Origin of the sequence: Mesorhizobium sp. M7A.F.Ca.US.006.01.1.1, from assembly GCF_003997935.1 — a bacterium.
In the GTDB taxonomy this organism is placed as follows: Bacteria; Pseudomonadota; Alphaproteobacteria; order Rhizobiales; family Rhizobiaceae; genus Mesorhizobium.
This window is the reverse complement of sequence record NZ_RZQL01000228.1, coordinates 1-11,255: the sequence shown is the minus strand read 5'-3', so window position 1 is coordinate 11,255 and position 11,255 is coordinate 1. Positions and strand designations below refer to the sequence as shown.

Below are 11,255 nucleotides of genomic sequence, written 5' to 3'. Positions count from 1 at the left end.
GCGCCGCAGTTGCTCGCGCGCCTGCTCGAAATGGTTCGAGTAGAGATGCGCATCGCCAAGCGTGTGGACGAAATCGCCGGGCTTCAGCCCTGTCACCTGCGCCACCATCAAGGTCAGCAGGGCATAGGACGCGATGTTGAACGGCACGCCAAGGAAGATATCGGCGGAACGCTGATAGAGCTGGCAGGAAAGCCGCCCTTCCGAAACGTAGAACTGGAAAAGGCAGTGGCAGGGCGGCAGCGCCATCGCTTCCACCTCGGCTGGGTTCCATGCCGAAACGATCAGCCGCCGCGATTGAGGGTTTTTGCGTATCTCCTTGAGAAGATTCGCGATCTGGTCGATCGAGCCGCCATGGCCGTCAGGCCAGGAACGCCACTGCTTGCCGTAGACCGGGCCGAGATCGCCATTCTCGTCGGCCCATTCGTCCCAGATCGAAACGCCATGGTCTGTGAGGTATTTGATGTTGGTGTCGCCGGCCAGGAACCACAGAAGCTCATGGATGATCGACTTCAGATGCAGCTTCTTGGTCGTGGTGACGGGAAAGCCGCGCGCCAGATCGAAACGCATCTGGTAGCCGAAGACGGAGCGCGTTCCGGTGCCGGTGCGGTCGCCGCGATCAGCGCCGTTATCCAGCACGTGCTGCAGGAGGTCGAGATACTGGCGCATCGGTTCCGGCTCGATTCGGTTGTCCAGCCATCATAACTTACAGACGGGCGGTCGAACACCACAAAGCAGCGCAAGCTATGCTCGAAGCCAGCCAGTCCCCAACAACATCAGGGCTGGCGCATGGACCGCGCCAGCCCTGCGAATTGAAGCGCGGCCGTCAGAGGGAGCCGAGCTTACCCAGGTCCTTGGCAACCAGATAGTAGAAGGTAACCCGGTTCTTGGTGTTATCGGCCGCCATCGCCTTGCAGGTCTTCTCGATGGATGCATCGGCCTTCGCTGCGTCGCTGATGCCGAGTTTCTTGGCGACCCAGTTGTCCCTGACACGCCCGAGTTCCTTTGGGTCGGTGCAAGACACCAGCGAGGAATCGCGGTTCCGGAGCGCAATGCCAAGATGCTTCACGATTTTGTCGACCACGTCGGCACTCGCCGAGGCATCGTATTTCTTCACGTCTGCAAGATAGTCGGCCATCAAAATTCCCCTCGTCGGCGCCACGGATCCGATCGATGAGGGCTGTGGCGCGCTGCTGCAACTTGTGCGCTAGGTCGGTAACTCCTCACCGTGGCAAAGCTTCGGTTGAGACCGCGCCCAAGTCAACCCTTCGGACTTGCGGTTTTGACACGGGGACAAAGTGCCATTGCGGCCTTTCATTTCCTGCGATCGCCCCCTATATTCGGTTTGTCGGCTTGACCGACTATGGCGATAAATGGGCGATGAAATAAGCCGTTCGGACCCGGGGGCGGTACCCGGCGCCTCCACCAAAAACCGCTGTTGATGACAGAGCGGTTTTTGCTGGGGGCGAAATAGGATCGACGAAGGTGTAAAGATCGTACTTTTGCCCGGCATGGTACCACCGTCATCGGGCTAAACCTGTAGTTGCAAATGACAACTATGCGGAAGCACGTCTCGCCGCGTAAGCGGTGCGATAGCTTCAAATCAAGCCCTAGAGGTTCGCACTTCTAGGCGGGGTTCGGAGGTACCTGGCAACAGAAACCTCCACTTCTCCCCTCCTCCGATATGCAGCATGCGCAGTGGTAGATTCGCCGCGAAGGCGCCCCGCCGCGCGCCCTCTCCATGGACAAAACATGCAAAACGATTCCGATCGCTTCTTTGTGCTGACCGGCGGTCCCGGTTCCGGCAAGACCACCTTGATCGAAGCCCTGCGCCACGCAGGCTTTGCCACCTCGGTGGAAGCCGGGCGCGGTATCATCCGCGACCAGTTCGCCATTGGCGGACCCGCTCTGCCCTGGCACGATCGCGCGCTGTTCGCCGAGTTGATGCTGTCATGGGAGATGCGCTCGTATCAAATCGCGCAAGAACAGACCGGGCGTCCTGTTTTTTTCGATCGTGGCGTTCCGGACACGCTCGGCTATCTCAGGCTGAGCGGCCTGCCGGTGCCCGAACACGCCAACGCTGCCGCCGAGCGCTTCCGCTATCATCCGCGCGTCTTCGTCGCCCCGCTATGGCCGGAGATCTTCGCGCAGGATGAAGAGCGCAAGCAGACGCTCGACGAGGCCGAGCGTACCCACCATGCGCTGGTCGGCATCTATACGGAACTGGGCTATGAGCTGGTTCCGTTGCCTTTGGCCTCGGTCGAGGAGCGGCTGCGCTTCGTGCTGGCCGAGACGGGATTGGCATAAAAAAGGCCGGGAAAACCCGGCCTTTTCATGTACCTGCGAGCAGTGCCTACTCGGCCGGCGCCTCGACGGCTTCGCGCGAGCGGCCGAGCGTGAACTTGGCCAGCGTGAAGGAAATCACCGCGCAGAGCGTGATCCCGGCCACCATCGGCAGCGGCGTACCGTCGAAGAACACGCCGGCGACACCCATGGCGAGTGCACCGATGGCGAAATGCAATGTGCCCATCAGCGCTGAAGCCGTGCCGGCAATCTCGCCATGCTCTTCCATGGCCAGCACCGAGGTGGTCGGAATGACCAAGCCAAGGAAGCCGTAGCCGACGAACAGCAGCGCCGCCATCACGTCGAGCCGATCGATACCCGTCGCCATCACCGCGAACAGCACCACCATCGTCGTCGCATAGCCGTTCACCGCGACGCGCACCACGCGCCGCAGCCCGAAGCGCTCGGCCAGCAGCCCCGTCATCTGCGACATGCCGATGAAGGCGACCGCGTTGATCGAGAAGAACACGCTGTAGACCGAAGGCGACAGCCCGTAATGGTCGATCAGGATGAACGACGAACTCGACAGATAGACGAAGAAGCTGGCAATGCCGAAGCCGGCGATCGCCGTCAGGCCGAGGAAATTGCGGTCGCCCATCAGGAAGCGGTAGGCCGACAGCGCGGTGCCGAAGGAGGATCCGGCGCGATCTTCAACCGGCCGCGTCTCCTTGAGCGAGGTCGCCAGAAGGATGGTGGCCAGCAGAGCCGCGCCCGTCACCGTCCAGAACACGGCGCGCCAGCCGAAATTCTCGATGATCACGCTGCCGGTCAGCGGCGCCAGGATCGGCGACACCGAAAACACCAGCATCAGCAAGGACATCAGCTTGGCGGCCTCATTGCCGGTATGCAGGTCGCGCACGATGGCACGCGGAACAGCCATGCCGGCGCTGGCGCCAAGCCCTTGCAGGAAGCGGAAAGCGATCAGCCATTCGATGGTCGGCGCCATTGCCGAACCGATGCCGCCGACCATGAACAGTGCAAGGCCGCCATAAAGCGGCAGCTTGCGGCCGACCATGTCGGAGATCGGCCCGACGACGATCTGGCCGAAACCCATCGACAGGAAGAAGATCAACAGGCTCATCTGCACGGCAGCGGTGCCGGCATGCAGATCCGCGCCAATCGACGGCAGCGCGGGCAGATACATGTCGATGGCGAACGGGCCGATAGCGGACAACAAGCCGAGCACGACCGCGATGCGGAGGAATTTGGGACTCATGATAAAGGCTTCTTTCAAATCTGGTTGCCGCCGCCAGGCGACGTCTAACCTAGGACGTTCCATCCCGTGAGATTCCGACACATCGAGAGCGAATTCCATTCGTCTCTCTCACGCGAAATCTCTTTATCTTGTGTCCACAAATTTAGACACTCTTGTCTAAATCGTCAATCACCTCTATATAGTTTTTTATGAAGCTGCACGTTTCTCCTGACATTTTCCCGCCACGCGGTCATGAGGCCAAGCGCCTGTCGATCGTCGACTCCGCCGCCACCGTGTTTTGCCGCGAAGGTTTCGCCGGCGCCAACATCGACCTGATCGCCGCCGAAGCCGGTGTCTCGCGCCAGACCATCTACAACCATCACGGCGACAAGGAGAAACTGTTCGTCGCTGTGGTCCGCGATCTCACCGAACGCTGCAATGCCGGCATCTTCGCCACCATTGCCACCTTCCCCGACCAGCCGGGGGATCTCGAAGCGGACCTGATCGGCTTTGCCGTGCGCTTGAACCAGAACTGCATTTGCAACCGCGATGGAAAATTCCTGCGCAAGCTGATCCAGACCGAAGGCGAGCGCTATCCCGAACTGTTTGCCGAATGGCGCGAACAGGGACCGGGCAGGACATGGCCGGCAATCGCCGCCCGCTTCGCCCGCCTCGCGTATGGCGGCTACCTCACGATCGAGGACCCGGACGTGGCGGCGCGCCAGTTCCTTGGCCTCGTCAATGCCGAACTGCAGACCACCTTCATGCTTGGCGCCTCGCCGCGCGAGGACGAGGTGCTGCAATCCGCGACCAACGGCGTGCGCACCTTCCTGCGCGCCTTCGGCAAGCGCCGCTCCGCGGCATCGTCCGAAAAGCAAAGCGCGCTCGCCAGCGCCTGAGCGATCAAATCGCTGGCAATAGTCTTCGCTTCCGCGCGAGGGTGATCTATATGCGGTTTACGCCGCGCTCAAGCTTGATTACAGCTATGCGGACGATTCAACGGAACCCGACCGCCACATGGCCGACGACCACATCCGCTACGACATTCTGGCCCAGGAGGCGTTGCGCGGCGTCATGCGCAAGGTCTTGGCCGAGGTCGCGCGCACCGGCCTCCCCGGCAACCACCATTTCTTCATCACCTTCCTGACCGGCGCGCCCGGCGTGCGCGTGTCGTCGCGCCTGCGCGAGCGCTATCCCGAGCAGATGACTATCGTCATTCAGTTCCAGTATTGGGACCTGAAGGTGACCGATACCGGCTTCGAGGTTGGCCTGTCCTTCTCCGATGTGCCGGAAAAACTCGAAATCCCGTTCTCGGCCGTGCGCGGCTTCTATGATCCCTCGGTCAATTTCGAACTCGAATTCGACGTCAAGACGGATGGCGCGGCAGCCGAGGAACCGACTGCGCCAACTCCGGAGCCGTTGACCATCGTCTCCGAGAAAAAGCCAAAGGCCGAGAAGAAGGCCGCCGCCGAGGCGGAGAAGAAGCCCGCGGCCGCGGACGCCGCCACCAAGGGCGCCGAAGTGGTCTCGCTCGACGCCTTCCGCAAGAAATAGGCCGGCGACTTACGCCGTGGCCGAAATCGTCAATCTCCGCCAGGCCCGCAAGCAAAAGGCGCGGGACGAAAAGCTGCGTGCCGCCGAACAGAATCGCGCGCTGCACGGCCGCTCCAAGGCCGAAAAAGAACGCGACCGCATCGCTGCCGACAAGAGCGAAAAATTCGTTGCCGGGCATCGTCGTGAAAAGCCCGGCGACCCCGACCACCTATGAGCCCGGTCGAAAAGCGTTCGGTGACCATTCGCGGCCACCGCACCAGCTACTCGCTCGAAAAACCCTTCTATGACGACCTCGTCGCGATCGCGGCGACTAGAAAGCTGACGCTTGCCGCGCTTGTCGCCGAAGTCGACGAGACAAGGCCCCGCGACACCAACCTGTCCTCTGCGTTGAGGCTCCATGTCCTGGAGTGGGCGAAGCGCGGAACGGGTTTCTAGAGGCCCTCGACCGCCGCTTCCTTCTTCCTGCGTCTGGTGCCGAAGCCAAGCAAGGTCGAACGTTCGCGCTCCTCGGCCTGTTTCCTCGACCGCACGCGCATCAGATCCTTCCAGCCGACATAGCCGACCAGCAACGAGCCTTCACGAGTGACGACGGGCAGATGAGAGACGTTGGCCATCAGCAGCTTGTCGGAGAGGCCTTCGAGATATTCGTCCGGATATGCGAGCGTCACCTTGCTGCCGGCCAGCAGCGCGCCAAGCGTAGTGGTGCGGTGCGTGCCGGCGCGCCTCCAGCGCAATATCGCCGGCGGATCGATGAGGCCCAACACGTGGCCGTGCTCATCGACCACCGGAAAACTCGGATGCCGTGTTTCCGGCGCGGTCAGGAAGGCTGCTGCGCCATGCAGCGTCATCGTCGCCGGTACGCTTTCGACCTTTGACGTCATCACCTCACGCACCCTGGTCAGCGCGAAAGGATCGACGCGGTATTCGCGAACCAGATGATGTCCCCTTCTGGCGATCTTTTCGGTCAGGATCGACCGCTTCATCAGAAGCACGGTGACGGCGTGCGCCGCGGCGCAGGCAGCAATCAGCGGCACCAGCATATGTGTGTTGCCGGTCAGCTCGACGGCGAAGAACGTGGCGGTCAGCGGCGCACGCATCGTGCCGCCCATCGTGGCGGCCATCGCCAGCAGCGCCCAGAAACCGGGATCCGCGGCAGGCAGAACGCCGGCGAGCACAGCGCCCATAGCCCCGCCCATGATCAACAGCGGCGCCAGCACACCTCCCGACGTTCCCGAGCCGAGCGCTACCGACCAGATGATCGCCTTGACCACCAGCAGCAGGAGTGCCGCCGTCGCGACCGTGCGGCCGTCCAGCATGTCGGTGATGTTGTCATAGCCGACACCGAGCGCGTGCGGCTCGATCAGCCCGCCGATGCCGACCACCAGGCCGCCAAGCATCGGCCACCACATCCAGTGGATCGGCAGCTTCTGAAAACCGTCCTCGCAGGCATAGACCATCTGCGTCAGCAGTCCCGACAAAAGTCCTGCACAAACGCCGATCGCCACCCAGCCGGCAAGGCCGACGAAGGACACCTCCATGCCGCCCTGAAACGGAAAGATCGGCCCGGGCAGATGCAGCATGGTGCGCTCGACCTCGGCGATAACAGCCGCGACCGCCACCGGAATGAAGCTGCGCGGGGTCCATTCGAATAGCAGCAGTTCGACCGCCAGCATGATGGCGGCGATCGGTGTTCCGAACACCGTGGTCATGCCCGCTGCCGCACCAGCCACCAGAAGCGTCTTGCGCTCGTTGTCGCTGACCGGCAGCATCTGCGCGATCAGCGAGCCGATCGCGCCGCCTGTCATGATGATCGGGCCTTCGGCGCCGAACGGTCCGCCGGAGCCGATCGAGATCGCCGACGACAGCGGCTTCAGGATCGCCACCTTGGCGTCGAGTTTCGAGCGCCCGAGCAGGATCGCCTCGATGGCTTCGGGAATGCCGTGACCGCGGATCTTCTCGCTGCCGAAGCGCGCCATCAGGCCGATGATCAGCGCGCCGATCACCGGAACGATGACGGCGGCAAGCCCAAGCGGTGTGTGCTCAAGCTTCAGGTCGGCGAGCGTGAACTGGCCGAAATAGGCGATGTTGGTGGCAAGCCGGATCAGCTTCAAAAGCGCGATACCGGCAACCAGTCCGGCTGTCGCCACCACCACGGCGATAGCGGCGACGAGCAGCACCCTGGCATCCGTGGTGAAATCGCGCAGATGCTCCGGGTTAGAATGAGGGGTCTTCATGGCAGTTTGCTTCCTGGCGGCGGGCCGTGTGTCTGAGATGCGGCACGGTCGAAGCGGCCAGCCGGGTTTATCGGTGGCTATGTATCGTAACACGATATAAATATTCAAGCCGGTTTCGCCCGAAATCCGTTTGAGCTTTCGCCGGAAAACGAACACATGTCTGATATGTCGCAGCCACAAAAACCACGCCCCGCCATCAGCCAGGCCGATTACCAGCGGCTGTCGGAGTTTCGCTACCTGATCCGCCGGTTCCTCGAATTCAGTCAGGTCCAGGCGGAAGACGCCGGCCTGACCCCGCGCCAGCATCAGGCGCTGCTGGCGATCAAGGGATTCCCCGGCGGGGGCCCGGTGACGGTTGGCGATCTCGCGGAGCGCCTGCGCATCCGCCACCACAGCGCCGTCGAACTGGTCAACCGCCTCGGCGAAGCTGGGCTGGTCACAAGGGATCAGGACAAGGACGACCACCGCCGCGTGCTGCTGCAGCTGACCGAGCGCGCCGACGATTGCCTGGCCGAGCTGTCGGCGGCGCATCTCGACGAACTGTCGCGTATCGAACCGGTGCTGCGGCGTCTGCTCGATCGCGAGTGAGCGCTCCGGCGTCTTGCGGGCGACACGAATTATTTTTCGGCGCCCGAATCCTTTCGCCCCACGACAACGTCTCGAGGATGAGCACTCCCAAAGGCGCAGGGCAACCAAGAGGAACAACTGCGATGAAACGTCACCTGATACGCTACAAGACGAAACCGGAACGGACCGATGAGAATGAACGGCTGGTCAAGGCCGTGTTCCAGGAGCTGCGGGAAAAATCGCCGGACGGCGTTCGCTACATGACATGGCGTTCCGACGACGGGACCTTTATCCACCTGGTCGAGACGGAAACCGAGGCCCATGCCGACATCATCACCGGGCTGGCGGCATTCGAGGCCTTTCAGAGCGGCATCAGGGATCGCTTGATCGAGCGTCCGCAGCGCGAGGAAATGACCGTGGTGGGCCACTACCGGATGCTGGACCAATAACGGCGAACAGAGGCGCATGACTATCCCCGGCGAGATCCGCGAACCTTTTGCCCGCCTGTTCGGCGAAATGCGTCCAAAACTGCATCGCTATTGCGCCCGCATGACCGGCTCGGCCATCGACGGCGAGGACGTGCTGCAGGAAGCCCTGGCCAAGGCGTTCGAGGCGCTGCCGGATGCCGGCCCGATCGCCAATCCGGAGGGCTGGCTGTTCCGCATAGCCCACAATGCGGCGCTCGATTTTCTGCGCCGGCGAGCCCGCGAACGGGCTTTTTCCGATGAGGACGCGGACATGATCGTCGAGCCAGCCAATCCCACCGCTGATCGTCAGGCCGCGGCGGCCAGCCTGCACACCTTCATGCGCCTTCCCGTCGCGCAGCGAAGCAGCGTGATCATGATGGACGTTCTGGGCTATTCGCTGCAGGAGATCAGCGACATGCTCGACACCAGCATCCCTGCCATCAAAGCGGCGCTGCATCGCGGCCGCGGCCGGCTGCGCCATCTTGCCGACGAACCGGACGACCGTCCTGTTCCAAAACTGAGTGCGGCGGAGCGCCTGCTGCTCAACGCTTATATCGACCGCTTCAACGCCCGCGACTTCGATGCGGTGCGCGACATGCTGGCCGAAGAAGTACGGCTGGAACTGGTTGCCAGGACACGGCTCAACGGCCGCAAGGAAGTGGGTACCTATTTCGGCAACTATTCCCGGGTGCAGGATTGGCGCTTCGTGCCCGGCTTCGTCGAAGACAGGCCGGCAATCCTCGTTCACGATCCCAATGATCCGAAGGCGCGCCCTGCCTATTTCATCTTGCTGGCGTGGCGGGATGGCAAACTCTTGACCATCCGGGATTTCCGCCATGCCCGCTATGCAGCGGATGGCGCGCAACTGCTCGTCCTCTGAATCCGGCAGGGCCTTGGCCCTACTGCAGCGACTTCAGCAGATTGTCGATCGTGAACGGATTGGACTTCGGCTTGGCCGGCGGCGGATTGTCGTTGGCTTCCGGCAGCGGCGCCCGCTCCACCTTCGGAGCCTGCTGCGCAGCCTTGCGTTCGGCCTCGAGCCTTGCCTTTTCCCGCGCCGCGATGCGCACCGCCTGTTCCGCCTTCTGCCGCTCCTGCTCGGCCTGCGCTTTGGCCGCCTCGTCGGCCGCTTGCTGTTCGGCAGCGGCCTTGGCGTCGGCGTCCGCCTTGGCTTTGGCATCGGCGTCTGCCTTGGCTTTCGCGTCCGCTTCCGCCTGAGCTTTGGCGTCGGCTTCGGCTTTCGCTTGGGCATCCGCTTCGGCCTTGGCCCTGGCGTCAGCCTCGGCTTTCAGCCGTGCTGCTTCCTCCTGCTTGCGCAATTCCTCGGCGGCCTTGTCCCGTTCGGTCTGCAGCGCCGCGTAGTAGCGCACCTCGCGCCGCAGCCGCTGCTTCTCGAGCAGCGCGGCCTGCATCGCCTCGACGCGCTGCTGCTCTTTCTCCAGCGCGCGCTGCGTCAGGAACTGCGCCAGCGGCTCACTGTCGAATGCTCGTTTGACCGCGCCGAACGGCCCCTCGGCGGTGAAATTCACGACCGGCTCGGAGCCGACCAGCGCCTCGTCGCCAGGCCGATAGGTGATCGCACCCTTGGCCGACACCGTGGCCGCGTTGAGATCCGCCGTGACGTCGGCGGACAAGGTCGCCGCCGGATTTTCCAGGCTGACCGGCGGCGCCCGCAGCGTGCCACCGGCGACCGTGAAGGCGACGTCGGTATCGCCAGCGGCAAAGCTGCCATCAGTGGCGATGTCAGGCGCAAAGCCGGCGGTCTTGGCCGCATCGATGTCACGCCCGATCGCATCCGCCTTGGCGAGGAACGCACTGAACGCATCTGGATTGACGCCAGCAATTTTCACGCCCTTCAACGCCGCCGTGCCGGAGCCTGACAAGGCGGCCACCATCCCTTCGACCGATTTGCCGCTGCTTGACAGCGCCGTCGAGAAATCGCCGATGCCGCTGATGCCGGCATCCGGCAGCACGGTCGCCAGATCGGCGCCCGCCAGTTTCATCTGGCCGGTGAAAAGTCCGGTGCCATCATTGTTCTTCAGCTCGAACAGGCCGGTCAGCGCCCCGCCCAGCAGTTTCGCCTTCAGATCCGAAACGCGGATGCCTTCCTGGTCGAGCTTGAGCGAAAAAGCGGCGTCATAGGCCGTGGCGAACCGACCGGCGGCGAGCGCTGCCGTCGTCAGGTCGAGGTCGGCGGTGAAAGGCAGGCTGGATTTCTGGCTGAACGGTGTCGCCGGCCACACGCCACCCTTGCCTGCCCCATCCTTGTCGGCCCCATCCTTGTCGGCCCCATCCTTGTCGGCCCCATCCTTATCGGCCCCATCCTTATCGGCCCCATCCTTATCGGCAAGAAAGGCGGAATCGCCGAACAGCGCCACCGCCATCGGATCGAGGTCGAGCTCGTCGAGCGCCAGCGCCCCGGCCAGATGCGGCACGCCGGCCTTGCCGTCGACCCCCTCCTTTACATCGATATTGACGTCGCCGGACACTGCCGCTTCGTTGATGGAGCCGCTGAGTTCGTCCAGAACCAGCAGACCGTTGCCATAGTCGCCCTGCGCGGCGAGCGACGTCGACATGCCCGCTCCCATGCCCGGCAGGCCGATGCCTGACGTCATCAGCCATGGCTCGATGTCGGCGGCATCGAGGCTGAGCTTGCCCTTGGCGGCGAGGCCTTGCGGCGTGTCGGCGATCGTACCTTCGAAACCGGCCTTGAAGTCATTGCCGGCAAGGCTGAAATTCGTCGCCAGGCCGCCGCCAAACGTGCCCTTGGCCTGAATGTCGGTGCTTGCCTCGCCCAGCATGCCGAGCGGCAGCGCCGGCAGGCCGTAGAGCGCCAGCAGCGCGGTGGCATCAGGGTTCTTGGCGTTGAAGGTCAGCGCCACCGGCGCTTCGAGAAGC

General features: G+C 63.2%; 13 protein-coding genes and 1 other RNA gene. 9 read left to right on the top strand and 5 right to left on the bottom strand.

Annotated elements, in window-relative coordinates:
• Together EN943_RS29265 and EN943_RS29260 are read right to left on the bottom strand one after the other, a co-directional pair.
• The coding region (locus EN943_RS29265) for a thymidylate synthase (RefSeq protein ID WP_127415640.1) at positions 1–666 on the bottom strand (666 nt) is incomplete at its 3' end.
• Between the two features lie 157 nt (positions 667–823).
• The gene (locus EN943_RS29260; protein ID WP_127415639.1) at positions 824–1,135 is read right to left on the bottom strand and encodes a DUF2853 family protein; all 312 of its coding nucleotides are present in this window, start codon (positions 1,133–1,135) and stop codon (positions 824–826) included.
• 170 nt (positions 1,136–1,305) lie between these two features.
• Here EN943_RS29260 and ssrA point away from each other — a divergent pair.
• Positions 1,306–1,665, top strand: a transfer-messenger RNA (tmRNA) gene (ssrA, locus tag EN943_RS29255).
• A gap of 84 nt (positions 1,666–1,749) precedes the next feature.
• The gene (locus tag EN943_RS29250) at positions 1,750–2,304 is read left to right on the top strand and encodes an AAA family ATPase (protein ID WP_127415638.1); all 555 of its coding nucleotides are present in this window, start codon (positions 1,750–1,752) and stop codon (positions 2,302–2,304) included.
• 46 nt (positions 2,305–2,350) lie between these two features.
• On the opposite strand, the gene EN943_RS29245 is transcribed toward EN943_RS29250, so the two are convergent.
• Positions 2,351–3,556, bottom strand: coding sequence for a multidrug effflux MFS transporter (locus tag EN943_RS29245; protein WP_127415637.1), 1,206 nt, complete (start codon positions 3,554–3,556; stop codon positions 2,351–2,353).
• A gap of 188 nt (positions 3,557–3,744) precedes the next feature.
• Here EN943_RS29245 and EN943_RS29240 point away from each other — a divergent pair, with 188 nt between their 5' ends.
• The 4 genes from EN943_RS29240 (at position 3,745) to EN943_RS29225 (ending at position 5,524) form a co-directional block, all read left to right on the top strand.
• Positions 3,745–4,434 carry a TetR/AcrR family transcriptional regulator gene (locus EN943_RS29240; protein ID WP_127415636.1) on the top strand — a complete coding sequence of 230 codons (690 nt, stop codon included), beginning with the start codon at positions 3,745–3,747 and terminating at the stop codon, positions 4,432–4,434.
• A 118-nt stretch (positions 4,435–4,552) separates the two neighbouring features.
• Complete coding sequence (locus EN943_RS29235) at positions 4,553–5,089, top strand: SspB family protein (RefSeq protein ID WP_127415635.1); 537 nt, start codon at positions 4,553–4,555, stop codon at positions 5,087–5,089.
• Between the two features lie 16 nt (positions 5,090–5,105).
• A complete protein-coding gene (locus tag EN943_RS29230) occupies positions 5,106–5,303 on the top strand; it encodes a DUF4169 family protein (RefSeq protein WP_127271798.1) in 198 nt (65 codons plus the stop codon).
• On the top strand, positions 5,300–5,524 hold the full coding sequence (locus EN943_RS29225) for a ribbon-helix-helix domain-containing protein (RefSeq protein ID WP_127415634.1): 225 nt from the start codon (positions 5,300–5,302) through the stop codon (positions 5,522–5,524). The genes EN943_RS29230 and EN943_RS29225 overlap by 4 nt, the downstream gene beginning before the upstream one ends.
• Here EN943_RS29225 and EN943_RS29220 read toward each other — a convergent pair.
• Positions 5,521–7,323, bottom strand: a complete 1,803-nt coding sequence (locus EN943_RS29220) for a chloride channel protein (protein ID WP_127415633.1) — start codon at positions 7,321–7,323, stop codon at positions 5,521–5,523. The genes EN943_RS29225 and EN943_RS29220 overlap by 4 nt on opposite strands.
• 156 nt (positions 7,324–7,479) lie before the next feature.
• Between EN943_RS29220 and EN943_RS29215 the strand changes: the two genes are divergently transcribed.
• From EN943_RS29215 to EN943_RS29205, 3 genes are all read left to right on the top strand, one after another.
• Positions 7,480–7,911 (top strand): helix-turn-helix domain-containing protein, encoded by a 432-nt coding sequence (locus tag EN943_RS29215; protein ID WP_127415632.1) that lies wholly within the window; start codon positions 7,480–7,482, stop codon positions 7,909–7,911.
• A gap of 122 nt (positions 7,912–8,033) precedes the next feature.
• Positions 8,034–8,339: a hypothetical protein gene (locus EN943_RS29210; RefSeq protein WP_127415631.1), complete on the top strand. Its 306-nt coding sequence runs from the start codon at positions 8,034–8,036 to the stop codon at positions 8,337–8,339.
• Between the two features lie 16 nt (positions 8,340–8,355).
• A complete protein-coding gene (locus EN943_RS29205) occupies positions 8,356–9,237 on the top strand; it encodes an RNA polymerase sigma factor (protein WP_127415630.1) in 882 nt (293 codons plus the stop codon).
• 19 nt (positions 9,238–9,256) lie between these two features.
• Here the strand turns inward: EN943_RS29205 and EN943_RS29200 are convergent.
• Positions 9,257–11,255 (bottom strand): AsmA-like C-terminal region-containing protein (locus EN943_RS29200; RefSeq protein WP_281060863.1); only part of this gene is annotated, 1,999 nt, incomplete at its 5' end.

Excerpts from the sequence above, each read along its gene's own strand:
- EN943_RS29260 (WP_127415639.1), bottom strand. The coding sequence starts at position 1,135 with ATGGCCGACTATCTTGCAGACGTGAAGAAATACGATGCCTCGGCGAGT.
- EN943_RS29250 (WP_127415638.1), top strand. The coding sequence starts at position 1,750 with ATGCAAAACGATTCCGATCGCTTCTTTGTGCTGACCGGCGGTCCCGGT.
- EN943_RS29245 (WP_127415637.1), bottom strand. The coding sequence starts at position 3,556 with ATGAGTCCCAAATTCCTCCGCATCGCGGTCGTGCTCGGCTTGTTGTCC.
- EN943_RS29240 (WP_127415636.1), top strand. The coding sequence starts at position 3,745 with ATGAAGCTGCACGTTTCTCCTGACATTTTCCCGCCACGCGGTCATGAG.
- EN943_RS29235 (WP_127415635.1), top strand. The coding sequence starts at position 4,553 with ATGGCCGACGACCACATCCGCTACGACATTCTGGCCCAGGAGGCGTTG.
- EN943_RS29225 (WP_127415634.1), top strand. The coding sequence starts at position 5,300 with ATGAGCCCGGTCGAAAAGCGTTCGGTGACCATTCGCGGCCACCGCACC.
- EN943_RS29220 (WP_127415633.1), bottom strand. The coding sequence starts at position 7,323 with ATGAAGACCCCTCATTCTAACCCGGAGCATCTGCGCGATTTCACCACG.
- EN943_RS29215 (WP_127415632.1), top strand. The coding sequence starts at position 7,480 with ATGTCTGATATGTCGCAGCCACAAAAACCACGCCCCGCCATCAGCCAG.
- EN943_RS29210 (WP_127415631.1), top strand. The coding sequence starts at position 8,034 with ATGAAACGTCACCTGATACGCTACAAGACGAAACCGGAACGGACCGAT.
- EN943_RS29205 (WP_127415630.1), top strand. The coding sequence starts at position 8,356 with ATGACTATCCCCGGCGAGATCCGCGAACCTTTTGCCCGCCTGTTCGGC.